This is a genomic window from Maritimibacter dapengensis (genome assembly GCF_019218265.1).
Taxonomy (GTDB): domain Bacteria; phylum Pseudomonadota; class Alphaproteobacteria; order Rhodobacterales; family Rhodobacteraceae; genus Maritimibacter; species Maritimibacter dapengensis.
The window spans coordinates 510,724-532,726 of the sequence record NZ_JAHUZE010000002.1 but is presented as its reverse complement, the minus strand read 5'-3'; the positions used below and the strand labels follow the sequence as shown (position 1 = coordinate 532,726).

The window sequence follows — 22,003 nt, the reverse complement described above, 5'->3', positions numbered from 1 at the left end:
CGTCTTAACCGCCGAACAGACGCCCGAGGATTCCCCGGCGCTCTCGCGGCGCGTTCATGGTCAGCACGGTTTCACCACCGCCGGTCAGCCCCTCGCGGTTGGGGAGCGGCGTCGCTTGCGTGACCAGTTCGGGGCGGCGTTTTTCGTAAAACGCATTGCCACCGGCCGATGCCACATAGTGCATGTTGTCGTAATTCGCCCGGTAGTATTGCGCATGGAAGAACCGTGCGTTTCCGGTGTTTGGATGACGCTCGCCAGCCAGAACCGAGCTCGCCGCTTCCTGCACGCGGGCGACCGAAGCCTTTTCGGTCATCGGCTTGGACATGACGCCCGGCGCGAACTGACCCCTCTGGCCGACCACGCCGCAGACGGTGTTGGGGAAATCCGCCGATGCGACGCGGTTCATCACCACGCTTCCGACCGCGACCATCCCGTCCCGGCTCGACCGGTTCGACTCGAAATACATCGCGCGTGACATGCAGTTTAGCTGGCTCGAGCTGAACCGTTCCGTCCCGCCCCGCTTCGCGCACCCGGAAAGTGCCGTCGCGCCAATGAGAATCCCGGCCATTGCCCAACGCATCGCAGGTTTCGCCATCACTTCACCCTCAAATTGTCCCTCGGTCTTTCGGCGCATAATAAGGCCCCGCGCGTTATTGCGCTACCTTCTTCACGAATTCCGATTTCAGCCCCATCTGGCCGATCCCCGGCACCTTGCAGTCGATGTCGTGATCGCCCTCGACCAACCGGATCCCTCGCACCTTCGTCCCCACCTTCACGACCGAAGACGAGCCCTTCACCTTGAGGTCCTTGATCACCGTCACCGTATCGCCATCTGCAAGCACGTTGCCCACGCTGTCGCGCACCCGGGTTTCGGTTTCGGGGGTCCATTCATGCCCGCATTCGGGGCAGACGAACAGCGCATCCATTTCATAGGTGAAGGTCGAAGCGCAGTCGGGGCACGGAGGCAAGGTCTCGGTCATGGGGCTCCTTACGGCCCGACGCGCCATCGCGCCAGTCGCAAATCGCCGCAGGCGGCACGGTGCGCACGGTGCGCACGCCGGATTAACCGATTTCGCGCAGCGGCGTTGCCCGACCTTCTGCCATACGCATTCCATACGTCATACATACGTGTTCCATACGTGGTCGAAATCGCGGGTCGATCCCGTTAACGCGCCCGGACGCTGCCACCCCGTCGGACCCCACGTTTCCCTTGCGGGTCGCGCCAGAGCCCCTAGTCTCGGCGCGACAGGGAGGACCAGATGGGCAAACCACATATCTCGACAACACGCGAAGTGATCTCGGACTGGATCGACTACAACGGCCACATGAACATGGCCTACTACAACGTCCTGTTCGATCAGGCCGCCGACGAATTCTATCCGATCATCGGCATCGGCGCGGACTATGCCCAGACGCGCCAGCACACCACATATACCGCCGAGTTTCACATCTGCTACCTCCGGGAACTCCATCTGGGGGCAAAGGTGAAGATCCATTCGTGGATACTGGATTACGACGAGAAACGGTTTCACACCTTTCAGGAAATCCACCACGAAGACGGCTGGATCGCCGCCACCGGCGAAGCGCTGGGATTGCATATCGACATGTCCGGCCCCCGTGTCGCGCCGATGCCGGACGATGTCTTCGCCCGCTTCTCGGACTTCGCCGAGGCCCACAAACCCGACAACTGGCCCGATCGCGCCGGCCGCGCCATCGGCCTGACCCGCCGCTGACCGCCCCCCATTGGCACCGCCCTTCGAAATCGCGTAGTTTCGCGCCGATCAGCAAGGGAATCCCAAATGCAGCGTTACGAATACCGGGTCCTGCCCGCCCCCAAGAAAGGCAAACGCGCCAAGGGTGTGAAAGGCACTGACGGCCGCTTTGCGCATGCTCTGACTCAGACCATGAACCAGATGGCCGCCGACGGCTGGGAATACCTCCGCGCCGACACGCTGCCGGCCGAGGAGCGCGCGGGTCTGACGTCGAAAACGACGTCTTTCCAGACACTTCTGGTCTTTCGCCGCGACTTCGACCCCGAGACAGTAGGTCTGATCGAAGACCATTCGCACCCGCTCATTCCTGAAGAGGACGACGACGACGTCAGCCTCATTCATCGCAGTTCCGACAGCAAACCCGAGCCCCCTCTGACCAAGCCGAAATCCGACGCCGCAGAGTGACGTTCGCCTAGTCCGAGACGTCCAGCGCGAGCGCGTGAATCTTCGCGACAAGCTCCGGCCCCAATGCGCGATGCACCATCCGATGCCGTGCGACGCGCGTCGTGCCGGCAAAATCCTGCGCAGCGATGCGCACCCGGAAATGGCTTTCTCCACTGCCATCGTCGCCCGCATGTCCGGCGTGATGCCCGCTCTCGTTGATCACCTCCAGCTCACGCGGCGTGAACGCCGCGTGCAAAGCCGCTTCGATTTCTTCAGCTCGTGTCATGTTCCCTCGCGCCAACGTGTTCGGCCAAAGTTGACCATGGGGCGCATTTTTTCCCGCGCCCCCTTCTCACTTGCTGAAAAAGGTCTAAACTCCTGCGTCCGAGTCGAGAAGAGTAGTGCGATGAACAAAGATGACCCTTTCGGTTTCGACATCTCGGTGTCTGCCTCCAAGAAGAAAAAACCTCGCGGAAAGCGCGGGATGTCGGGGGCGTTCGAGACCTCGACCAAGGTGTGCGAGCATCCGGGATGCGAGGAACAGGGCCAGTATCGCGCGCCCCGCAGCCCCGATCACCTCGACGAATACCTGTGGTTCTGCAAGGACCATGTGCGCGAATACAATCTGAAATGGAATTTCTTCAACGGCGCGACCGAAGAGGAAATGGACGCGCAGGCGGCGAGCGACCGCGTCTGGGAACGCCAGACCAAGGATTTCAAGCAAAGCGCCGAGGAACGCGCCTGGGCGCGACTGGGTGTGGACGATCCGCATCAGGTTCTGGGCGGAAATGCGACGCAGAATCCGGGCAAGTCCACCACGGGCGGCACCCGGCGGCTTCCGCCGAAGGAACGCCGCGCGATCGAGATTCTCGAGGCGAAAGACCACTGGAACAAGGCGGAAATCCGCAAGGCTTACAAGGCTTTGATCAAGGTTCTTCATCCCGACATGAACGGTGGCGACCGCAGCCAGGAAGAACAGTTGCAAGAGGTCGTCTGGGCCTGGGACCAGATCAAGGACAGCCGCAGCTTCCAGTGAGCAGAACCCGGCCCGGCATGAACTGGGCCGCTTTCACACCGTACCCTCGGTTTCGATGTGCACGACCTCGCCGCAATGCTTGCAATGCACCGCGTCGGTATCGTGCAGAAGCAGGCCGCAATTCGAGCATTCGTGGCGCACCTTCGGCGGGCGAAACAGCGCCGTGGCAAGCCGCAGAAACAGTGTGATGCCCACGATCATGACCGCCACCGCCAGGAGCCTGCCGGACGTGCCCTCGAGCGTGATGTCCCCGAACCCCGTGGTGGTCAGCGTCGTCACGGTGAAATAGAGCGCGTCGGCGTAGTTCCCGATCTGCTCGTTCTCGCCCTCCTGCGTGGCATAGATCACGCCGGTCATGATGAAAAGGAACACGAGCAGATTGACACTCGCCATGATAACCTGCTGATTTTCCTTGAAAAACCGGAAGTCCTGCCTGAGCCGAGAGGTGAGCTGATAGGTGTGCAGGAGCCTGAGCGTGCGCAATATGCGCAGGAAGCCGAAGCCCTCGCCCGCGATGGGGGCGAGAAAGCTGACCATCGCCACGAGATCGGCCCATGTCGACAGCTTGGTGAAATGGCGAAAACGGCGCCGGGTCGCCCAGAGATGCGCGATGAAATCGGCAAGGATCACGACACCGATCAGCATGTCGATCCCCTCGATCACCGGGCCGTGCGGAAAAAACGATGTGACGATCACGAACAGGATCGTCGTGAGGTCGAACGCGAGCAGCGCATACCGAAAGCGATGCGCCCGGTCGGAATGGCCATAGTAGAGTTCGCGAAGTCGTGTCTGCATGTCCTGCCTCTGGCCGATCAAAACCCGATCGCCCCCATTGCGCAAGGCATGTCACGCGCACGGCCCCCGCGCTCTAATCGGGAGCTTGGGGGCCGTGTCTTGTGCGGCGGACCGGGGGACGGGACAGACATATCGGCCCGCCGCGTGGAACCTTGCCTGTCGGCGCGGTCCCGTTCTTGCAATTCGTGCCGTCAGGACGGCTGCAACGTCAGGCTCACGCCGTTGATGCAATGGCGTTTGCCGGTCGGGGGCGGGCCATCGTCGAAGATGTGGCCCAGATGCGACCCGCAACGCGCGCAATGGCATTCCGTGCGAGTCATCAGAAGCTTTCGGTCTTCCTTGGTGCCGATCGCGCCCGGAAGATTGTCGGTGAAGGACGGCCAGCCCGTGCCGCTGTCGTATTTGGCATCTGAGGCATAGACCGGGAGGTCACAGCCTCGGCACAGAAAGATACCGTCGCGCTTTTCATCGTTCAGCGGCGAAGTGTAGGCGCGTTCGGTGCCCTCTTCGCGCATCACGCGGTATTCGGCATCCGACAGCATGGCACGCCATTCTTCCTCGCTCCGGGTCACCTCGTAGGTGACACCTGCCTTGCCGGCGAAGGCCGGGGCGGCGAGCGCGCTCATGGCGCAGGTCAGAAAATGGCGGCGTTTCATGGCTTTCCTCCTTTCGGTGACGGGCCGGGGCGCTGTGGCCCCGACCCGACTGCTCGGCGCTCGCCTTACATGGCGGGCAGCAGAACCTCGTCGATCACGTGGATGACGCCGTTCGACTGGTCGACATCCGCGATAGTCACGTTTGCAACGCGGCCACGCTCGTCTTCGATCATGATCTCGTCGCCGTCATAGGTCGCCTGCAGGGTGCAGCCGCCCACGGTCGGCACCGGGTGCTTGCCGCCATCGTCGTCGATCATGCCCTTGATGGCATCCGACATGGCGTCAGCGGACACGACGTGACAGGTCAGAACCTTGGTCAGCATGTCTTTGTTTTCCGGCTTGAGCAGGTCTTCGACAGTGCCGGCCTGAAGGTTGTCGAACGCCGCGTTCGTCGGTGCGAACACCGTGAACGGACCGTCGCCCGAAAGCGTCTCGACCAGGCCTGCAGCCTTGACCGCAGCGACCAGCGTGGTGTGGTCCTCCGAGTTCACCGCGTTTTCGACGATGTTCTTGTCGGCGTACATCGGCGCGCCACCCACCATCGGGTTTTCCTGTGCGAAAGCCGCGCCAGTGGTCAGCGCGATGGCGGTGCCTGCGGTCAGAAGTGTGTTGCGAAGCATGTTGTATCTCCCTTGATAAAATCAGTCCCAAACCCTCTTGGCCGGGATCACTCGAAGCTACGGACGGGCTTCGAAGGGAGTTTCAGAGTTTAGATTTTTTTTCGATCACAGACCCGTTACAGGGTCATAACTTCGCCGGTCGCGATCACAGGGCCGGTCGGCGCACCCGTCGGCGATCCGGTCGGGGGCTCCACCGAAATCGCCAGGACGGCACCCTGGAGTGCCTGCGCCTGTTCCGGGGCAAGCAGCACCCGCGCGGGCGCGTCGGCCGGCATCAGGCCGAGCGACACCGGCGGGTTGTCCCCTTCTATGAGCCACAGCTCATGCGCGGTGCCCTCTTCGGGCGCCAGTTCGGGGATCACATACAACTCGCCCGTCTCGCCGTCATATCCTGCTGCGAGAATGAGCTCGCCGCTCTCGCTGGCAAGATCGGCATGGTAGAGCGGGTTCGCAGGCGGGCGGACGCCCGTGCCCACGGGAACGAACAGAAGCACCAGCGCGAGCGATGCCGCCAGAAGACCCATGACACCGGGGGCAAGCCAGCGCGGGCTTTTCGTGTCGTCGAACAGCCGTGCCTCGATCCGGCGGCGGACACGCGCCGGGGGCGCGACAGGCTCGACCTCGTCGGCGAGCATCGCGAAATCCTCCTGCCAACGCGCAACCAGCGCCGCGAGACCGGGCTCACGGTCGAGACGGGCGGCAAACTCGGCCGCTTCCGCACGCGTCATCAGGCCCAGGGCATATTCCCCGGCCTTCGCGCGGTCGTCTTCTGGCATTTCGCTGTCGCTCATGGCTCCAGGCATTCCCTCAGTTTGATCAGGCTGCGGCGCAGCCAGGTTCTCATCGTGTTGAGCGGCACGGAAAACCGCTCGGAAAGATCGGCATAGGACTCGCCGTCCAGGTAGGCGCGGCGCACGGCCTCGGCGCGGTCGACTTCAAGTGTATCGAAACACTCCTCGATCCGTTTCGCCTCGCCCATCGCGACCACGCGGGCTTCCGCCCCCGGCGCGGTGTCTGGCATCTCGGCGATCTTGTCGTCGCCCTCGGTGTCTCCCTTCCGCGCGCGCAGCCGGTCGATCGAATGATTGCGCGCGATCGTAATGAGCCAGGTCATCGGGCTGGCCTTCCCCGCCGTATATTTCTTGGACCCGTGCCAGATCTTGACGAACACCTCCTGGAGCGCGTCCTCGGCCTCGGCCCTGTCTTTCAACACACGGAGTGAAATGCCAAAAAGTTTCGCGGACGTATGGTCATAGAGGTTCTGAAACGCGCGTCGGTCGCCCAGAGCCGTCCGGGCGATCCACGTTTCGATGTCGTCGCGTGTGGCCATATACCCCCCCGAACCTCACGTCACTCTAGGCGAATTTGCCCGCCTGTCCACAGTCGGCCGATTGCGCCCCCTTTCGCTCGTCCGCGAAACCGTTATGTTGCGGCCCTGACGAAACGAAGGCTTAGGATTCACCGAATGGCGGACGGCACGAGCGATATCAACGCAAAACCCACCGAAGAAGTTTCCGTGCGCGATGTTTTCGGTATCGATTCCGACATGGCGGTCAAAGGGTTCGCGGAGAAAACCGACCGTGTGCCCGAGCTCGACACGACCTATAAATTCGATCCCGACACCACGCTGGCGATCCTCGCAGGTTTCGCGCGCAATCGCCGCGTGATGGTTCAGGGTTACCACGGCACCGGCAAATCGACCCATATCGAACAGGTCGCGGCGCGGCTCAACTGGCCCACCGTGCGGGTGAACCTCGATAGCCACATCAGCCGGATCGACCTGATCGGCAAGGACGCGATCAAGCTCAAGGACGGCAAACAGGTCACCGAGTTCCACGAAGGCATCCTGCCCTGGGCGCTGCGCAACCCGGTCGCCATCGTGTTCGACGAATACGATGCGGGCCGTGCCGACGTGATGTTCGTGATCCAGCGCGTGCTGGAGACCGACGGCAAGCTGACACTGCTCGACCAGAACAAGATCCTGACGCCCAACCCGTTCTTCCGCCTGTTCGCCACGTCGAACACCGTCGGCTTGGGCGACACCACCGGGCTTTACCACGGGGTGCAGCAGATCAACCAGGCGCAGATGGACCGTTGGAGCCTCGTCGCGACGCTGAACTACCTCAGCCACGACGCCGAGACGAATATCGTTCTGGCAAAATCGCCGCATTACAACACCGAGAAGGGCCGCAAGACCGTGAGCCAGATGGTGACGGTCGCAGACCTCACCCGCACGGCGTTCATGAACGGCGATCTGTCCACGGTGATGAGCCCCCGGACCGTCATCAACTGGGCGCAGAATGCCGAGATTTTCCGCAACGTCGGCTATGCGTTCCGTCTGACCTTCCTCAACAAATGCGATGAGCTGGAGCGGCAGACGGTGGCGGAATTCTACCAGCGCTGCTTTGACGAGGAACTGCCGGAATCGGCGGCCAACGTCGCGCTCGGCTGATGCTGGGGCGCTTGCGACGGCTGCTCTCGCCCGGCTCGGCCCGGGCAGAGGATGCGGCTGGTCCTGACCGAACGATGGTGCTGCCGATCGGTGGCGCGGGCATGTTCAACGCGGTCAACCGGGTCGCCTATTTCGCCGATCTCGTGGCGCGCGACGGGCGCGATTTCGTGGTCGACTGGGCGAAAAGCCCCTATGCCGACCCCGATATCGGCGGCGAACCCTGGCGCTACTTCTTTGAGCCTGTGTTTGCCGATGCCACGTTGGGCGACGCCTACGATCCGGTCCGCAAATATTACAAGAACGCCGACTTTTCGGTCGATCACCCGCTCAACCCGCGCCTGATTGAAGGACGGCTGGACACGATGGGTCTACCCCCCGACCGGCACGCGGCGGGCGCGATCCTGCATCGCTTCATCCGGCCCAACGCGCTCACCCGCGCGACGGTCGAGGATTTCGCGGACACTTTCTTCAAAGGTCCGGTGATCGGGCTGCATATGCGCGGTCCGGGGCGCAACCACGGCGGTGCCGACCGGATGCGCGCGCTTCTGGACGACACGCAGCCGGTGCCGTTCAAGCATTACTTCGCCGCTGTCGATGCGGTGCTTGCCGACCAGCCGGACGCACAGGTTTTCGCGTGTTCCGACAGCGCGATGGTGATCGAACGCTGCCGCGCGCAATATGGCGACCGGCTTATCACCTATCCCTCGACCCGCTCGGATTTCGGCGAGATGCATGACAGCCACCCCGAGAACGAGGGGATGCGGTTCTCGACCTTCAAACTGGGGCTCGACATCGTGGCGGAAGCGCACCTGCTGGCGCGCTGTGCGCATCTGGTCCACGGCAACTCGAACGTGTCGAATTACGTGCTCTGCCGGTCTGCCGACATGCCCTCGACCTATGTCTATGCCTCGGTCGTAGATCGGTATGTCGAGATACTGAAAGCCGAAGACGAGGCCTGAACCGCGTCGCAAGGTAACGGAAAGTTTCGGCTTTTTTCCTTTACTGACCATATTTTCTCGTAAACGATGAAAATATGGGCCGTTTGAAAACTTTTCTGAAGGCGGGCCTCGTCGCACTCGCCCTGCCGACCCCGCTTCTTGCGGGGGCCTCGGATCTGGCCGAACAATTCGCCCGCTGCGCGGGGCGGCTTTCAGCCCAGATGGAATTTCAATGGCTCACGAATGATGCTGCGGCGGATCGGACCGAAGCCGAACGCGCGGCCATGATCTCGCTTCTTCAAGCGGTTACGCCGCCCGACGCGGCGCGGGAGCTTCTTCACAAACGGATCGAAGCGAAGCTGGCGCAGTCGCGTCTTCTCACCCGCGCCACGTTCAATCGCGACGCGGATGACGCGGATTGGGCGCGCGGCCGCGCCGAGATGGAACTCGGCGCCTGCCGGGCGCTGATCCTGTCGTAACGGTTCAGGCCGCTTTCGCCTGATCCTCGGCACGCGCCGACATGGTGGCGTGCGCCCACCAGACCAGATCATCGAACATGCCGGAGGCGGAGGGCAGCAGGTTCTCTTCCACCGCTTCGATGCCTTTGCCAGCCCCCATCGGATGGGCCGCAAAGAAATCGGCCCCGCCGAGGTGCAGCGCCGAGCGCACCGGGACCATCTGCAACTCCACCGCGATCTGGCGCAGGTGCTCGACCGAGCGCACGGCCCCCATCGAGCCGTAGCCAAACGCCGTCACCGGCTTTTTCACCCATTCGTTATAGGCCTGATCCAGCGCGTTTTTCATCGCTGCGGGCATGGTGTGGTTGTATTCGGCGGTGAGCCAGACATAGCCGTCGAATTCGGCGATCTTCTCCTGCCAGGCCACCGCTTTCGGGTCTTGGGACGGCACCCAGAGGTTCGAGGCGGCTTCGTTGAACAGGGGCAGATCGAAATCGCGCAGATCGACGAGTTCAACCTCGATATCGCTGCGTTTCTTCGCCTGCGTCAGCAGCCAGTTCGCGGGTTCGTCGGCCCAGCGCGCATCGCGCGTGGAGCCGATGATGAGGGCAATCTTGGGGGTCGTCATAACAGATCTCCTGTTGGGGTTTCGTCTCTGCGTGATACTTGCGACTGCACAACTCGCGCTTCAATGATGAGTTCTGCGCGATTTTGCGCATAGTTTGTGCAAGGACCGCGATACGCCACCACCCTGCGTCACCGCTTGCTACCGCCCCCGCCCGGTGGTTTAACTCATGCCATGGCAAAGACCTCCGACAACCCCGCCGATCCGTTCAAGAAGGCGCTCGCCGAAGCCACGAAAGTGCTGGCCGACGACACCGAGTTGAACGTGACCTACACGGTCGATCCTTCCGGCACGTCCGGGGACACGATGCGCCTGCCGCAGGTGACGCGGCGCATGGCGCGCGACGAGGTTCTCCTGGCCCGTGGCACCGCCGATGCGCTCGCCATGCGGCGCAAGTTCCACGACAACGCCACCCATGCCCGCTTTGCGCCCGAGGGCGACATGGCCCGTGCGATCTACGAGGCGATGGAAACCGCCCGGTGCGAGGCGATGGGGGCGCGGGTCATGCCCGGCACGGCGTCGAACATCGACCACAAGATCGCCGAGGAAGCGATCAAGAAGGGCTATCCCGGCATCACCCAGCAGACCGACGCCCCCCTGCCCGAAGCTGCCGGATATTTCGTGCGGCAGGCCGCCACGGGCCGCGACCTCCCCATGGGGGCCGACCGCGTGCTCGACCTGTGGCGCGACTTCATCGAGGGGCAGGCAGGCGACACGTTCGAGGATCTTCAGGACAAGCTTTCGGATCAGACCGAATTCGCCCGCTTCACTCGCAAGGTGATCGAGGATCTCGGCTACGGCGACCAATTGGGCGAAGACCCCGATTACGACGACGATGAGGACGACCAGTCCGAGGATCAGGAAGAACAGGAACAGGACGAAGAGGAAGGCCAGGAACAGGCCGAGGACGACGACAGCGAGGAAGGCGCGTCGCCCGAACAGGAGCAGGAGCAGCAACAGGACGACAGCGAGGCCCAGGTCTCGATGGACGAGCTTGCCGACGAGGAGATGGGCGACGAGGCCGAGATGCCCGAGGCCGACGCACCGCTCGACCCGCCGCCCCCGCCACCCGCCTCCGAGGCCGATCCGAATTACCACGTCTATCTCGCCGAGCATGACGAAGAGATCATGGCCGAAGACCTCGCCGAACCTGCCGAGCTGGAACGTCTGCGTGCCTATCTCGACCAGCAGCTTGAACCGCTCAAGGGCGCGGTCGGTCGGTTGGCCAACAAGCTTCAGCGCCGGTTGCAGGCCCAGCAGAACCGCTCATGGGAATTCGACCGCGAGGAAGGCATCCTCGATGCGGGTCGCCTCGCCCGGGTCGTCGCCAACCCGACCACACCGCTCAGCTTCAAGGTCGAGAAGGACACCGAGTTTCGCGACACCGTGGTGACGCTGCTTCTGGACAATTCCGGCTCCATGCGGGGTCGCCCGATCTCCATCGCGGCGATCTGTGCCGATGTGCTCGCCCGCACCCTCGAACGCTGCGACGTGAAGGTCGAGGTTCTGGGCTTCACCACCCGTGCGTGGAAAGGCGGACAGGCGCGTGAGAAATGGCTCGCAGACGGTCGCCCGCAAAGCCCCGGTCGCCTGAACGACCTGCGCCACATCATCTACAAATCCGCCGACGCCCCGATGCGCCGGACCCGCGCCAATCTCGGCCTGATGATGAAAGAGGGGCTGCTCAAGGAAAACATCGACGGCGAAGCGCTCGAATGGGCACACCGGCGGCTGATGGGGCGGCATGAGGCGCGCAAGATCCTGATGGTCATCTCCGACGGCGCGCCGGTGGACGATTCCACGCTTTCGGTGAACCCGGCCAACTACCTCGAAAAGCACCTGCGCGACGTGATCGCGATGGTTGAGCGCAAGAAGATCGTCGAACTCCTTGCCATCGGCATCGGCCATGACGTGACCCGCTATTACGACCGCGCCGTGACCATCACCGATGTGGAGCAGCTTGCCGGCGCGATGACCGAACAGCTTGCCGCCCTCTTCGATGCCGACCCACGTGCCCGCGCACGGGTCATGGGCATTCGGAAAGCCTCCTGATGTTCCAGTCATTCGAGACGACGGCAGACCCGGCACGGGGCACGGCACGCCTTGCCGCCCTGCGCCGCGAAATGCAGTCGGAAGGGCTCGACGCCTTCCTCATCCCCCGTGCCGACGCCCATCAGGGCGAATATGTCGCCGATTGCGACGCACGGCTCGAATGGCTCACCGGCTTCACCGGGTCGGCGGGCTTCTGCATCGCACTTGCCGATGTCGCGGGCGTCTTCGTCGATGGCCGCTACCGCAACCAGGTCAGGAGCCAGGTGGACCTCGACGCCTATACTCCCGTCGATTGGCCCGAAACCAAACCGGGACCGTGGCTCGCCGAGCGCCTGACCACCGGCGCGAAAGTCGGCTTCGACCCGTGGCTTCACACCCAGTCCGAGATCGCGGCACTGGCCCGGGCCCTCGAGCCCAAAGGCGTCGAGCTTCACACGACCGAGAACCTCGTCGATCGCATCTGGTCCGAGCGGCCTGCCCCCCCAGCTTCCACGCCGGTCGCGCACCCCGTGGAATTTGCCGGCAAATCCGCCTCGGAAAAGCGCGATGAGATCGCGGGCGTCCTGCGCGAGGCTGGCCAAAAGGCCGCCGTTCTGACCTTGCCCGACAGCATCGCCTGGCTTTTGAACATCCGCGCCAACGACATTCCCCGCATCCCCGTGATGCAGGGCTTCGCGATCATCGACGATGCTAGCCGCGTGACCGTCTTCACGACTCCCGACCGGCCCATGGGGATCGCCGAAACCCTCGGACCGGATGTGAGTTTCACGGATGTCGCGGGCTTCGCCAATGCGCTTGCCGCCCTCACCGGCCCCGTTCGGCTCGACAAGGGCACCGCCCCCGTCGCCGTGAGCCAGATCCTGAGCGAAGCGGGCGTCGACGTCGCATGGGAGAGCGACCCCTGCATCCTCCCCAAGGCCCGCAAGACCGAAGCGGAAATCGCCGGGGCGCGCGAGGCGCATCTGCGCGACGCCGCCGCGATGATCGAATTCCTCACATGGTTCGACGCCACCGTGCCCCATGGCGGCATTACCGAGATCGACCTCGTGACCGAGTTGGAGGCTCAGCGCCGCGCCACCAACCATCTGCGCGACATCTCTTTCGACACGATCGCGGGGTCCGGGCCGAACGGCGCGATCATCCACTACCGCGTGACCGCCAAGACCAACCGCAAGCTCGCGCCCGGCGATGTGGTCGTGCTCGACAGTGGCGGGCAATACCCCGACGGCACCACCGACATCACCCGCACGCTCCCCGTGGGCGACGTGGGAGAAGAGGAGCGCGAGGCCTTCACCCGCGTGCTCAAGGGCATGATCGCGGTCTCGCGCACGCTGTTTCCCAAGGGTGTCGCAGGCGCGCATCTAGATGCCTTGGCGCGCTTTCCGCTCTGGACGGCGGGGATGGACTACAGCCATGGCACGGGCCACGGCGTGGGCAGCTACCTGAGCGTTCACGAAGGCCCGCAACGGCTGAGCCGCACCTCCGACCTGCCGCTGGAACCCGGCATGATCCTGTCGAACGAACCGGGCTACTACCGTGACGGCGCCTTTGGAATACGGATCGAAAACCTGATCGTCGTGCGCGAAAACACCGACCATCCCGGTGTCGACGGGGGGCGCGAATTCTACGACTTCGAAACGCTCACCTACGTGCCGATCGACCGGCGCATGATCCTGACCGACATGCTCGACCGGGCCGAACGTCACTGGATCGACGCCTATCACAAGTCCTGCCTGAGCCTCTTGTCGGGCCGCATCTCGGCCCCGGCGCGGCTTTGGCTGACACAGGCCTGTGCGCCACTTTGACACGCAACTTTCATTCATAACCTGATATAGTCCGCGCGAACGGGGACAGGAGAGACACATGGCCGACCACATCAAAATCCGCAAAGCCCCCGGAAAATGGGTCGTGCGCGCCGGCGGTGCCGTGCTGGGGGAAAGCCAGAACGCGCTTGAGCTGACCGAAGGCGATTACCCGATGGTGATCTATTTCCCGCGCGACGACCTCGCCATGGCGATGCTCGACAAGACCGAAACGACAAGTCATTGCCCCTACAAGGGCGACGCGACCTATTACGCGATCCATACCAAGTCGACGGTGCTGAAAGATGCCGCCTGGTCCTACGAAGACCCGAAAGCGGGCATGGAGCAGATCAAGGATTACGTCGCCTTCTATGCAAGCGACACGGTCGCCGTCGAACAACTCTGATCCGCCCCTTCATCGTTTCAAAAATACTTCGGGAGGTCTGGAGGGCTGGCCCTCCAGAGGCGGCGCTGGCCGCCTTCCTGCGCGAAACGGTCAGGAATGCTCTTCCCGCGCCGCGTCCGCGAGCTTCCGGTTGAACGCCTTCAACGCATCGACGTGGTGGAGCGACCCCCAGAGTTCCGGCGCCTCGCCCTCGCCCGCGATGGTCACGACCGGGATGAACGGCGTCCCGGTTTCCTCGAACATCGGCATGGCGCTTTCCAGCGTCGCATTCCCGTCGATGTAGATCCCGTCCTCGATCAACTCCCAGCAGCGATCTTCCTTCGCCGCCTTGGGATCCTCCTTTTTGCGCATGACCGCCGCGACACGCACCGTGCGCAGCAGCCAAGCTTGCGGCCCGGCGGCAAGGCGTACGCCCCGGCGGGCAAGTTGGTGCAGGAAGAACGACATCTCGACAAGGCGGCTCGAAATCGCGGTGGAGATCGACACGCTGACCATCACCGCAAGCCCGGTCTGCCAGTCGCCGGTGAGCTCGAACACGATCAGCGTGGTCGAAATCGGCGCGCCCAGCACGGCGGCGGCCACCGCGCCCATACCGGCAAGCGCATAGAGCGTCTGGGTGCCCGACACATCCGGAAAGACACTCGTTGCAATCAATCCGAACGCAAGGCCCGTCAACGCCCCGACCATCAGCGCGGGGGAAAACACGCCGCCGCCCATCCGCCCGCCGATGGTGATTGCGACCGCGAGCACCTTGAGCACCGCGAAGACCACCGCCTCGTGCAGCACCAGTTCACCGGTCAGCGCGCGCGAGGTCGTCTCGTAGCCGACGCCGATGATATGCGGGAACCCGATGGCGAGCGCCCCGAGCAACAGCCCGGCCAGCGCAGGCCGCAGGACCTGCGGCAGACCCAGCTTGCGCTGCGTCCAGCTTGCCCAATCCTCGGCGACGAATATCGCCCGCATGAGCGCCACGGCGACCACGCCGCAGACCGCCCCCAATAGCAGGAAGGCAGGCAGTTCCTCGTAAAAATCGAGCGTCAGCATGCCGGGCAGCACGAATTCGGTCACACCGCCGAATTCCAGCCGATTGATGACTGTGCCCGCGACACTCGCGATGGCGATGGGGGCGAAGGCGCGCACGGCGAAGTGGCGCAGCACGACCTCGAGCGCGAAGAGCGCGCCTGCGATGGGCGCGTTGAAACTGGCCGAGACCGCCGCGGCCACCGCGCAGCCCAAGATGTCTCGCGCATCGACAGCCGAGGCGTTGATCCGGCTCGAGACCCAGGTCGCCATGACCGCCGCCATGTGAACCACCGGCCCCTCCCGCCCCGAAGAACCGCCCGACGACAACGTGATGAGCGACGCGAGCGCCGAGCCGATCCCGGCCCTCTTCTCGACGCGGCCCTCCCACATCGCGGCCCCTTCGATCACGTCGGCGACCGAACGCACGCGCCCATCATGGGTCGTCCAGTTCAGGATAAGACCGACGACCAGCCCGCCGATGGCGGGCAGAACGAGGATCCAGAACCACGGAAGCGTTTCGGCGAAACTGTGAAGGTGCGCGGTGTCTTCGGTGCCGTAGAGAAACGCCTGCAAGCGCTCGATCCCCTTGCGAAACAGCAGCGCTGCAAAGCCCGCCGCGATCCCGATGACAAGCGCGATGACCCAGAACTGCGCCTGGTCCGGCCCGTCCTCGCGGATGGTCCGCCACGCTTTCGTCCGGGCCTCCGCCAGCGCCGCGATCCTGTCGCGGATCGGCTGTTTCCATCCTGCGCCCATATGCTCGGGCCTCCGGGGCTTTTCGCGTCGCAGTCGCACGACTATTGTCACCCGGGATTACGAGGGAGAGGAACGTGTCCATCGACGCTGTGCTGACCGAGCTTGAACCGGTTTTAGGGGATCGGATCAGCCGCTCCAAGTCCGATCTGGAAACCCACGGAGGCTCTGAGACCCATTTCCCCGCCGCGCCGCCGGACGCCGTCGTCTTTCCCGAAACCACCGAGGAGGTGTCGCGGATCGTGGCCGCCTGCAACCGGTTCGGCGTGCCGGTCATTCCGTTCGGGGCGGGCACGTCGCTCGAGGGGCATACGTCTGCGATCCACGGCGGCATCACCATCGACACGGTGCGGATGAACAAGCTCATCCGCGTCAGCCCCGGCGACATGGACGCGGTCCTGCAGCCCGGCGTAACGCGCGAGGCCCTGAACAACGAACTGCGCGCGACCGGGCTGTTCTTTTCCGTCGATCCGGGCGCGAACGCTTCGCTGGGCGGCATGGCAGGCACGCGGGCCTCCGGCACGACATCCGTGCGCTACGGCACGATGCGCGACAACGTCCTCGCACTCGAAGTCGTGCTGGCGGACGGGCGCGTCATTCGCACCGGGACGCGGGCCCGGAAATCGTCGGCGGGCTACGATCTGACCGGGCTGATGCTTGGGTCCGAAGGCACGTTGGGCATCATCACGGAACTGACCGTGAAGCTGCACGGCCAGCCCGAAGCGATCTCGGCAGGCCTCTGCGCCTTCGACGAAATGGGCGATGCGGTGGACGCCGTCGTCGCGGTGATCCAGACCGGATTGCCGATGGCGCGGATCGAGTTTCTGGATGCCGAAGCCGTGGCCGCCGTGAACGCCTATTCGGGCGCGTCCGTCCCGGAAAAACCGCATCTGTTCGTAGAGTTTCACGGAACCGAGGCTGGCGTCGCCGAGGATGCCGCCCGGTTCGGCGAGATCGTCGCGGATTTCGGCGCGACAGGGGTCGAGACCGCGACTCGGACCGAAGACCGCACGGCCCTCTGGACCATGCGCCACCATGCCTACTACGCCTGTCTCGCGGCCCGTCCCGGCGCCAGGGGGCTGGTGACGGATGTCTGCGTTCCGATCTCGAACCTTGCCGAGGCGGTCGAGGAAACCCGCGAGGACATCGCCGCGTCGATCATCCCCGGCCCGATCCTGGGCCATGTCGGGGACGGGAACTTTCACGCGATCCTCCTCGTTGATCCGTCACAGCCGGCCGATTTGGAGGCAGCCAAGAGGCTTGCCGCCAGCATGAGCGAACGCGCCCTGAGGCTGGGCGGCACCGTGACCGGCGAACATGGCATCGGAATGGGCAAACTCGCCTATATGGAGGCGGAGCACGGAGACGCATGGGACATCATGCACGACATAAAGATGGCGTTGGACCCGAAGAACATACTCAATCCGGGGAAGATGATCAGACAGACTCCATGACCGACAGGATCAAGAAGATCTGGGAGGGCACGCTCGACTGGACCGAGCGCAAGCTGCCGCCCGGATTGCGGTTGGTCGTCGGTCTGCTTCTGATGGTGTTCGGCGTGTTCGGCTTCATGCCGATTTTCGGGTTCTGGATGCTGCCCCTCGGCGTCGCCGTGGCCGCGCTGGACGTCAAACCGCTGATCCGCAGGTTTCGGGGCAAATCCCACTCATAGCATTTTTCCGATAATCCAGACGCTTTTTGGGGTCCAGTTCCGCCTCGGAATTGCACTTTTCAAACAGAGGCCAAGAGTGACTTCGCAGCAGCGCGGGCCTCATCCGTCACCTTGTCGCCCGAGATCATGCGGGCGATCTCGTCGATCCGATCGTCCGGGCCAAGCGGCGTGACATTGGAGAGCGTGATGCCCTCGTCCACCCTCTTTGCAACCTGCCAGTGATGCGCTCCCAGCGCGGCCACCTGCGGGCTGTGGGTGACGACCAGAACCTGACCGCCCTCATCGGCAAGCTGCTTGAGCCGCCGCCCGACCGCATCGGCAGTCGCCCCGCCCACGCCCCGGTCGATTTCGTCGAAGATCATGGTCAGCCCGTCGGCGTCCTTGGTCAGGCAAACCTTGAGCGCGAGCAGGAACCGCGATAGCTCCCCGCCCGAGGCGATCTTGTTCAAAGGCCCCGATGGCGCGCCCGGGTTGGTGGCCACGGTGAACGTCACCGCATCGCGCCCTTCCGGCCCCGGTTCGGTCTCGGTGATCTCGGTGGTGAACACCGCGCGTTCCATCTTGAGCGGCGCAAGCTCCGCCCCCATCGCCGCGTCGAGCCGCGCTCCGGCTTCGCGCCGCGCAGTTCCCAGCGCACCCGCCGCCGCGTCATAGGCCTCGCGCGCGGCCTCTTCCGCGCGGGTCAAAGCGGCGATGTCATCCGCCCCGGCGTCGAGAGCTGCGAGTTTCTCCATCATCTCCGCTGCGAACGCGCCAAGGTCGTCTGGCGCGACGCCGTGTTTGCGGGCCGCTGCGCGAATGGCAAAGAGCCGTTCCTCGGTCGCTTCCAACTCACTCGGATCGAACGCCAGCGCATCAAGCGCCGTCTCCACCGCGCTTGTCGCTTCGCCCAATTCGGTCAGGGCGCGACCAAGCGCCTCGATCGCGGGATCGAGCGCATCGCCCGCCTTGTCCGCGACGCCCTCCAGCCAGCGCAGCGCATCGCCCATCCGCCCCTCGGCCCCTTCGCCATGACCCAACGCCTGCGCCGCCTTGGTCACGTCTTCGCCGATCTTCTGACCGGCCTGCATGAGCCGTCGCTTGGCGTCGAGTTCCGCATCCTCGCCCGGCTGTGGCGCGAGCTTGTCCAACTTGTCGGCGGCATGGCGCAGGAAATCTTCTTCGGCCCGCGCCGCGTCAAGCCGTTCTTCCGCCGCCCGCCGCGCCTTGCCCGCCTCAGACAGCGCCCGCCATGCGGCGCGCACGGCGCTCACCTGCCCGTCCAGCGCCCCGAACTGGTCGAGAAGCTGTCGGTGAATACGCGGGTTCAAAAGCCCCTTGTCGTCCTGCTGTCCATGAAGCTCCACCAGCGTGTCCGACAAGGCCCGGAGCACCTCGCCCGACGCACGGCGGTCGTTGATCCACGCCGATTTCGTGCCGGATGCCCGGTTGACCCGACGCAGGATCAATTCGTCTCCGACCGGGATACCCGCCTCGGCAAGCACCTCATGCGCAGCGTGCCCCTCGGGCAGCGCGAAGACGGCGACCACTTCGCCCTCCTCCGCGCCCTGCCGCACCAGATCGGCGCGCCCGCGCCAGCCGAGCACGAACCCCAACGAGTCGAGCAGAATGGATTTCCCCGCCCCCGTCTCACCGGTCAACACATTGAGACCCGGCTGAAACTCGAGGTCCAGCCGGTCGATGATCAACATGTCCCGGATGTCGAGGCTGACGAGCATGGGCGTGGATCAGGCTAGAGCCATTCGCCCTTGATCATCTGACGATAGATCGCGGAGAGCCAGTTGTTGCCCTTCTGCTCCGGTTTCAGACCATTCTTGGTCAGGAGCCGGAACCCGTCTTCGTACCATTCCGTCGACTGGAAGTTGTAGCCAAGGATCGCGCCGGCGGTCTGCGCCTCGTCGGTCAGGCCGAGCGACAGGTAGGCTTCGATCAGGCGATAAAGCGCTTCTGGCGTCTGGGTCGTGGTCTGGAAATCCTCGACGACGACGCGGAACCGGTTCACTGAAGCCGCGTAATGCTGCCGCTTGAGGTAATAGCGCCCGATCTCCATTTCCTTCGCCGCGAGGTGGTCGAAGGCAAGGTCGAATTTCAGGATCGCCGAACGCGCATATTCGGTTTCCGGGTAAAGCTCGATCACGTCGCGCAACGCTTGCAGCGCCTGGAAGGTCAGGCCCTGGTCACGGCCGACGTCTTCGATCTGGTCGTAATAGCTGAGCGCCAGAAGGTATTGCGCGTAGGCCGCATCCTTGTCGCCAGGATAGAAATCCACGAACCGCTGGGCGCTTGCGCGGGCCAGTTCGTACTTGGCGGCCTTGTGATAGGCGTAGCTCTGCATGATGAGCGCGCGCTTGGCGATGTCGGTATAGGGATAGACCCGCTCGACCTCACCAAAGAGTTCGGCCGCTTCGACCTCGTCGCCATTCTCGAGATCGTATTCCGCGCGGGCGAAGATCTGTTCTGCCGTGTAATCCTCGATCGGCTTGCTTTCGCGGTCGTCGCCGAACAGGCCCGAGAACCAGCCGCCGCCACCTCCGCCGCCGAACAGGCCACCGCCGCCGCCGGAGCAGGCGGATAGCGACACCGTCAGCACAAGGATTGTCGCGCCCTTGAGCGCCTTTGTCCCGATCATGTCGCCCCGACGTGTCTGCATGAAAATGCGCCTACCCCATCGCATGTGATTCACCGGGTATGTGACGCCCGGTTTGCGTTGCCCTGTTTCCTAGCACAGAAATTTTCCGTGCAAAATGGCTTTGACCCTCAAAAAACACCCGATCTGGCCGACCCGCCACGGTCTGCGCCGAAATGTGGTGGCGCGCAATGGTGCCAACCTTATCTCCGGCGTGCAACGGCCTGATTGACAACGCAAAAGGCCGACCCCTGGGCCGGCCTTTTCGATGAAGTGTCGCCGTATCAGTTGGCTTGACGTCGCAGGAAGGCGGGAATTTCCACACGTTCCTGATCCGGATCCATCTCTTCTTCGCGCGGCGCGGGCTGCGCGGCATGGCTTTGCGGCATCGCGCGTTCGGCGCCCTGGGCCGCTTGTCCCTCGCCCTGCCCGGTCATCCGGTTGATGAGCGAGTTGATCCCGAAGCGCGGACGCTCACCGCCCTGCGGCTGTGCGTTCTGAACGGGCTGTTCCTGCGGACGGGTCCGCGAAACGGCGGCTTCGAGACGCGCCATCGCTTCCGGTGTCGGCTGTCCGGGCTGGGTCGGTTTCGGTGCGACGAATTGCGTCACCGGCTGCTGCTGGGGCGCAGGTTGCGGTGCCGGCTGTTGCTCGGGTGCCGCGGCGCGGGGCTGGGGCTGGAACACAGGTGCGGGCTCGTCGTCACCGGCCTCTTCGGCGGGGAAGATGTTCTCGGCCTGCTCTTCCGCAGCGGCCTGAGTCGCGTCGATTTCCTCACGGAACAGCGACTGCTGCGGCTCGGCGGCGCGGGGCTGTGCCTCGGCGGCCGGCTGCTGGAAGCTCGGCGCTTCCGCGGCGGCGGCCTGGCGCGGTTCCGGCTGAGTCGCGATCGGATCGGTCATCGACCGGCGCGGCAGTGGCACTTCCACATGCGAGTCGGTTGCGTCGATGCCGGTCGCCACGACCGAAACGCGCATCACGCCGTCCATGTCGGTGTCCAGCGTCGAGCCGACGATGATGTTGGCGTCCGGGTCCACTTCCTCGCGGATACGGTTCGCCGCTTCGTCCAGCTCGAACAGCGTGAGGTCGTAGCCGCCGGTGATGTTGATGAGCACACCGTTGGCGCCCTTGAGGCTGATTTCGTCGAGAAGCGGGTTCGCTATGGCTTTCTCGGCAGCCTGGATGGCGCGATCTTCGCCCTCGGCCTCGCCGGTGCCCATCATGGCCTTGCCCATCTCGTCCATCACCGCGCGGACGTCGGCGAAGTCGAGGTTGATGAGGCCCGGGCGGACCATCAGGTCGGTCACGCCCTTGACGCCTTGATACAACACGTCGTCAGCCATCGAGAAGGCTTCGGTGAACGTGGTTTTCTCGTTGGCGAGGCGGAACAGGTTCTGGTTCGGGATGATGATCAGCGTATCGACCATCTTTTGCAGTGCATCCACGCCGTCTTCGGCCTGACGCATCCGTTTCGCGCCTTCGAACTGGAACGGCTTGGTCACGACACCGACGGTCAGCACGCCAAGCTCACGCGCGGCCTGTGCGATGATCGGCGCAGCACCCGTGCCGGTGCCGCCGCCCATGCCGGCGGTGATGAAACACATATGCGCGCCGGCAAGCTGATCGACGATCTGTTCGATGCTCTCTTCGGCTGCGGCGGCCCCCACGCTTGCGCGGGCTCCGGCGCCAAGACCTTCGGTCACTTTCACGCCCATCTGGATGCGGCTCTGCGCCTTCGATTGCGCGAGCGCCTGCGCGTCCGTGTTCGCCACGACGAATTCGACGCCTTCCAGCGCCTTTTCGATCATGTTGTTCACCGCATTGCCGCCAGCGCCCCCCACGCCGAAAACGGTGATACGGGGTTTCAGGTCATCGTCGTGACCGGGCATGGTGAGGTTCAATGTCATGATCTAGTCCGCCTGTCTTGTGACTT

Annotated in this window: 24 protein-coding genes; 11 read left to right on the top strand and 13 right to left on the bottom strand. The window is 64.1% G+C overall.

Translation table 11 applies throughout. The features are described 5' to 3' along the window. Nucleotides 1-4: 4 nt before the first annotated feature. Both KJP28_RS08895 and KJP28_RS08890 read right to left on the bottom strand, forming a co-directional pair. Nucleotides 5-595 (bottom strand): cell wall hydrolase, encoded by a 591-nt coding sequence (locus KJP28_RS08895; protein WP_255552283.1) that lies wholly within the window; start codon nt 593-595, stop codon nt 5-7. 55 nt (nt 596-650) lie between these two features. Further along, complete coding sequence (locus tag KJP28_RS08890; RefSeq protein ID WP_218392199.1) at nt 651-980, bottom strand: zinc ribbon domain-containing protein YjdM; 330 nt, start codon at nt 978-980, stop codon at nt 651-653. A 279-nt stretch (nt 981-1,259) separates the two neighbouring features. Here KJP28_RS08890 and KJP28_RS08885 point away from each other — a divergent pair, with 279 nt between their 5' ends. Together KJP28_RS08885 and KJP28_RS08880 are read left to right on the top strand one after the other, a co-directional pair. Beyond that, nucleotides 1,260-1,733 (top strand): thioesterase family protein, encoded by a 474-nt coding sequence (locus KJP28_RS08885; protein ID WP_218392198.1) that lies wholly within the window; start codon nt 1,260-1,262, stop codon nt 1,731-1,733. 66 nt (nt 1,734-1,799) lie between these two features. Further along, a complete protein-coding gene (locus KJP28_RS08880) occupies nt 1,800-2,177 on the top strand; it encodes a DUF4177 domain-containing protein (RefSeq protein WP_218392197.1) in 378 nt (125 codons plus the stop codon). A gap of 7 nt (nt 2,178-2,184) precedes the next feature. On the opposite strand, the gene KJP28_RS08875 is transcribed toward KJP28_RS08880, so the two are convergent. Next, nucleotides 2,185-2,442, bottom strand: coding sequence for a BolA family protein (locus tag KJP28_RS08875; RefSeq protein ID WP_218392196.1), 258 nt, complete (start codon nt 2,440-2,442; stop codon nt 2,185-2,187). Between the two features lie 120 nt (nt 2,443-2,562). Between KJP28_RS08875 and KJP28_RS08870 the strand changes: the two genes are divergently transcribed. After that, nucleotides 2,563-3,192, top strand: coding sequence for a DnaJ domain-containing protein (locus KJP28_RS08870; RefSeq protein ID WP_218392195.1), 630 nt, complete (start codon nt 2,563-2,565; stop codon nt 3,190-3,192). Nucleotides 3,193-3,225: 33 nt separating this feature from the next. On the opposite strand, the gene KJP28_RS08865 is transcribed toward KJP28_RS08870, so the two are convergent. The 5 genes from KJP28_RS08865 to KJP28_RS08845 all read right to left on the bottom strand — a co-directional run bounded on the left by KJP28_RS08865 (nt 3,226) and on the right by KJP28_RS08845 (nt 6,593). Beyond that, nucleotides 3,226-3,987 (bottom strand): potassium channel family protein, encoded by a 762-nt coding sequence (locus KJP28_RS08865; protein ID WP_218392194.1) that lies wholly within the window; start codon nt 3,985-3,987, stop codon nt 3,226-3,228. Between the two features lie 191 nt (nt 3,988-4,178). Further along, entirely contained in the window at nt 4,179-4,643 is a 465-nt protein-coding gene (msrB, locus tag KJP28_RS08860; protein WP_218392193.1) for a peptide-methionine (R)-S-oxide reductase MsrB, read from the bottom strand. Between the two features lie 65 nt (nt 4,644-4,708). After that, on the bottom strand, nt 4,709-5,263 hold the full coding sequence (locus KJP28_RS08855) for a fasciclin domain-containing protein (protein WP_218392192.1): 555 nt from the start codon (nt 5,261-5,263) through the stop codon (nt 4,709-4,711). A 116-nt stretch (nt 5,264-5,379) separates the two neighbouring features. Next, on the bottom strand, nt 5,380-6,054 hold the full coding sequence (locus KJP28_RS08850; protein WP_218392191.1) for an anti-sigma factor: 675 nt from the start codon (nt 6,052-6,054) through the stop codon (nt 5,380-5,382). Then, a complete protein-coding gene (locus tag KJP28_RS08845; protein ID WP_218392190.1) occupies nt 6,051-6,593 on the bottom strand; it encodes a sigma-70 family RNA polymerase sigma factor in 543 nt (180 codons plus the stop codon). Before KJP28_RS08845 ends, KJP28_RS08850 begins: the two co-directional genes overlap by 4 nt. A gap of 135 nt (nt 6,594-6,728) precedes the next feature. On the opposite strand from KJP28_RS08845, the gene cobS reads away from it, so the two are divergent. The 3 genes from cobS to KJP28_RS08830 all read left to right on the top strand — a co-directional run bounded on the left by cobS (nt 6,729) and on the right by KJP28_RS08830 (nt 9,132). After that, the gene (cobS, locus tag KJP28_RS08840) at nt 6,729-7,715 is read left to right on the top strand and encodes a cobaltochelatase subunit CobS (protein ID WP_218392189.1); all 987 of its coding nucleotides are present in this window, start codon (nt 6,729-6,731) and stop codon (nt 7,713-7,715) included. After that, on the top strand, nt 7,715-8,674 hold the full coding sequence (locus KJP28_RS08835; protein WP_218392188.1) for an O-fucosyltransferase family protein: 960 nt from the start codon (nt 7,715-7,717) through the stop codon (nt 8,672-8,674). Before cobS ends, KJP28_RS08835 begins: the two co-directional genes overlap by 1 nt. Nucleotides 8,675-8,748: 74 nt before the next feature. Further along, entirely contained in the window at nt 8,749-9,132 is a 384-nt protein-coding gene (locus KJP28_RS08830) for a hypothetical protein (protein WP_218392187.1), read from the top strand. Between the two features lie 4 nt (nt 9,133-9,136). On the opposite strand, the gene KJP28_RS08825 is transcribed toward KJP28_RS08830, so the two are convergent. Further along, nucleotides 9,137-9,739, bottom strand: a complete 603-nt coding sequence (locus KJP28_RS08825) for an NADPH-dependent FMN reductase (RefSeq protein WP_218392186.1) — start codon at nt 9,737-9,739, stop codon at nt 9,137-9,139. 171 nt (nt 9,740-9,910) lie between these two features. On the opposite strand from KJP28_RS08825, the gene cobT reads away from it, so the two are divergent. From cobT to KJP28_RS08810, 3 genes are read left to right on the top strand one after another with little or no spacing between them, the layout of a single operon-like run. Further along, nucleotides 9,911-11,788, top strand: a complete 1,878-nt coding sequence (gene cobT / locus KJP28_RS08820; protein ID WP_218392185.1) for a cobaltochelatase subunit CobT — start codon at nt 9,911-9,913, stop codon at nt 11,786-11,788. Then, nucleotides 11,788-13,593, top strand: coding sequence for an aminopeptidase P family protein (locus KJP28_RS08815; RefSeq protein ID WP_218392184.1), 1,806 nt, complete (start codon nt 11,788-11,790; stop codon nt 13,591-13,593). The genes cobT and KJP28_RS08815 overlap by 1 nt, the downstream gene beginning before the upstream one ends. Nucleotides 13,594-13,651: 58 nt before the next feature. Beyond that, entirely contained in the window at nt 13,652-13,996 is a 345-nt protein-coding gene (locus KJP28_RS08810; RefSeq protein ID WP_218392183.1) for a DUF427 domain-containing protein, read from the top strand. Between the two features lie 90 nt (nt 13,997-14,086). Here the strand turns inward: KJP28_RS08810 and KJP28_RS08805 are convergent, their stop codons facing one another. Further along, complete coding sequence (locus tag KJP28_RS08805; RefSeq protein WP_218392182.1) at nt 14,087-15,775, bottom strand: chloride channel protein; 1,689 nt, start codon at nt 15,773-15,775, stop codon at nt 14,087-14,089. 74 nt (nt 15,776-15,849) lie between these two features. On the opposite strand from KJP28_RS08805, the gene KJP28_RS08800 reads away from it, so the two are divergent. Then, nucleotides 15,850-17,226 carry an FAD-binding oxidoreductase gene (locus KJP28_RS08800; RefSeq protein WP_218392181.1) on the top strand — a complete coding sequence of 459 codons (1,377 nt, stop codon included), beginning with the start codon at nt 15,850-15,852 and terminating at the stop codon, nt 17,224-17,226. Further along, nucleotides 17,223-17,444 (top strand): hypothetical protein, encoded by a 222-nt coding sequence (locus KJP28_RS08795; protein ID WP_218392885.1) that lies wholly within the window; start codon nt 17,223-17,225, stop codon nt 17,442-17,444. Before KJP28_RS08800 ends, KJP28_RS08795 begins: the two co-directional genes overlap by 4 nt. Nucleotides 17,445-17,503: 59 nt before the next feature. On the opposite strand, the gene recN is transcribed toward KJP28_RS08795, so the two are convergent. From recN to ftsZ, 3 genes are all read right to left on the bottom strand, one after another. Beyond that, nucleotides 17,504-19,162 (bottom strand): DNA repair protein RecN, encoded by a 1,659-nt coding sequence (gene recN, locus KJP28_RS08790; RefSeq protein WP_218392180.1) that lies wholly within the window; start codon nt 19,160-19,162, stop codon nt 17,504-17,506. Nucleotides 19,163-19,176: 14 nt separating this feature from the next. Next, nucleotides 19,177-20,073, bottom strand: coding sequence for an outer membrane protein assembly factor BamD (locus tag KJP28_RS08785; protein ID WP_218392838.1), 897 nt, complete (start codon nt 20,071-20,073; stop codon nt 19,177-19,179). Nucleotides 20,074-20,354: 281 nt separating this feature from the next. Then, entirely contained in the window at nt 20,355-21,977 is a 1,623-nt protein-coding gene (ftsZ, locus tag KJP28_RS08780) for a cell division protein FtsZ (protein WP_218392179.1), read from the bottom strand. Nucleotides 21,978-22,003: the final 26 nt, after the last annotated feature.

Excerpts from the sequence above, each read along its gene's own strand:
- KJP28_RS08825 (WP_218392186.1), bottom strand. The coding sequence starts at position 9,739 with ATGACGACCCCCAAGATTGCCCTCATCATCGGCTCCACGCGCGATGCG.
- cobT (WP_218392185.1), top strand. The coding sequence starts at position 9,911 with ATGGCAAAGACCTCCGACAACCCCGCCGATCCGTTCAAGAAGGCGCTC.
- KJP28_RS08850 (WP_218392191.1), bottom strand. The coding sequence starts at position 6,054 with ATGAGCGACAGCGAAATGCCAGAAGACGACCGCGCGAAGGCCGGGGAA.
- KJP28_RS08875 (WP_218392196.1), bottom strand. The coding sequence starts at position 2,442 with ATGACACGAGCTGAAGAAATCGAAGCGGCTTTGCACGCGGCGTTCACG.
- msrB (WP_218392193.1), bottom strand. The coding sequence starts at position 4,643 with ATGAAACGCCGCCATTTTCTGACCTGCGCCATGAGCGCGCTCGCCGCC.
- KJP28_RS08885 (WP_218392198.1), top strand. The coding sequence starts at position 1,260 with ATGGGCAAACCACATATCTCGACAACACGCGAAGTGATCTCGGACTGG.
- KJP28_RS08890 (WP_218392199.1), bottom strand. The coding sequence starts at position 980 with ATGACCGAGACCTTGCCTCCGTGCCCCGACTGCGCTTCGACCTTCACC.
- cobS (WP_218392189.1), top strand. The coding sequence starts at position 6,729 with ATGGCGGACGGCACGAGCGATATCAACGCAAAACCCACCGAAGAAGTT.
- ftsZ (WP_218392179.1), bottom strand. The coding sequence starts at position 21,977 with ATGACATTGAACCTCACCATGCCCGGTCACGACGATGACCTGAAACCC.
- KJP28_RS08880 (WP_218392197.1), top strand. The coding sequence starts at position 1,800 with ATGCAGCGTTACGAATACCGGGTCCTGCCCGCCCCCAAGAAAGGCAAA.
- KJP28_RS08855 (WP_218392192.1), bottom strand. The coding sequence starts at position 5,263 with ATGCTTCGCAACACACTTCTGACCGCAGGCACCGCCATCGCGCTGACC.
- recN (WP_218392180.1), bottom strand. The coding sequence starts at position 19,162 with ATGCTCGTCAGCCTCGACATCCGGGACATGTTGATCATCGACCGGCTG.
- KJP28_RS08830 (WP_218392187.1), top strand. The coding sequence starts at position 8,749 with ATGGGCCGTTTGAAAACTTTTCTGAAGGCGGGCCTCGTCGCACTCGCC.
- KJP28_RS08835 (WP_218392188.1), top strand. The coding sequence starts at position 7,715 with ATGCTGGGGCGCTTGCGACGGCTGCTCTCGCCCGGCTCGGCCCGGGCA.
- KJP28_RS08795 (WP_218392885.1), top strand. The coding sequence starts at position 17,223 with ATGACCGACAGGATCAAGAAGATCTGGGAGGGCACGCTCGACTGGACC.
- KJP28_RS08845 (WP_218392190.1), bottom strand. The coding sequence starts at position 6,593 with ATGGCCACACGCGACGACATCGAAACGTGGATCGCCCGGACGGCTCTG.
- KJP28_RS08815 (WP_218392184.1), top strand. The coding sequence starts at position 11,788 with ATGTTCCAGTCATTCGAGACGACGGCAGACCCGGCACGGGGCACGGCA.
- KJP28_RS08870 (WP_218392195.1), top strand. The coding sequence starts at position 2,563 with ATGAACAAAGATGACCCTTTCGGTTTCGACATCTCGGTGTCTGCCTCC.
- KJP28_RS08810 (WP_218392183.1), top strand. The coding sequence starts at position 13,652 with ATGGCCGACCACATCAAAATCCGCAAAGCCCCCGGAAAATGGGTCGTG.
- KJP28_RS08785 (WP_218392838.1), bottom strand. The coding sequence starts at position 20,073 with ATGATCGGGACAAAGGCGCTCAAGGGCGCGACAATCCTTGTGCTGACG.
- KJP28_RS08805 (WP_218392182.1), bottom strand. The coding sequence starts at position 15,775 with ATGGGCGCAGGATGGAAACAGCCGATCCGCGACAGGATCGCGGCGCTG.
- KJP28_RS08865 (WP_218392194.1), bottom strand. The coding sequence starts at position 3,987 with ATGCAGACACGACTTCGCGAACTCTACTATGGCCATTCCGACCGGGCG.
- KJP28_RS08895 (WP_255552283.1), bottom strand. The coding sequence starts at position 595 with ATGGCGAAACCTGCGATGCGTTGGGCAATGGCCGGGATTCTCATTGGC.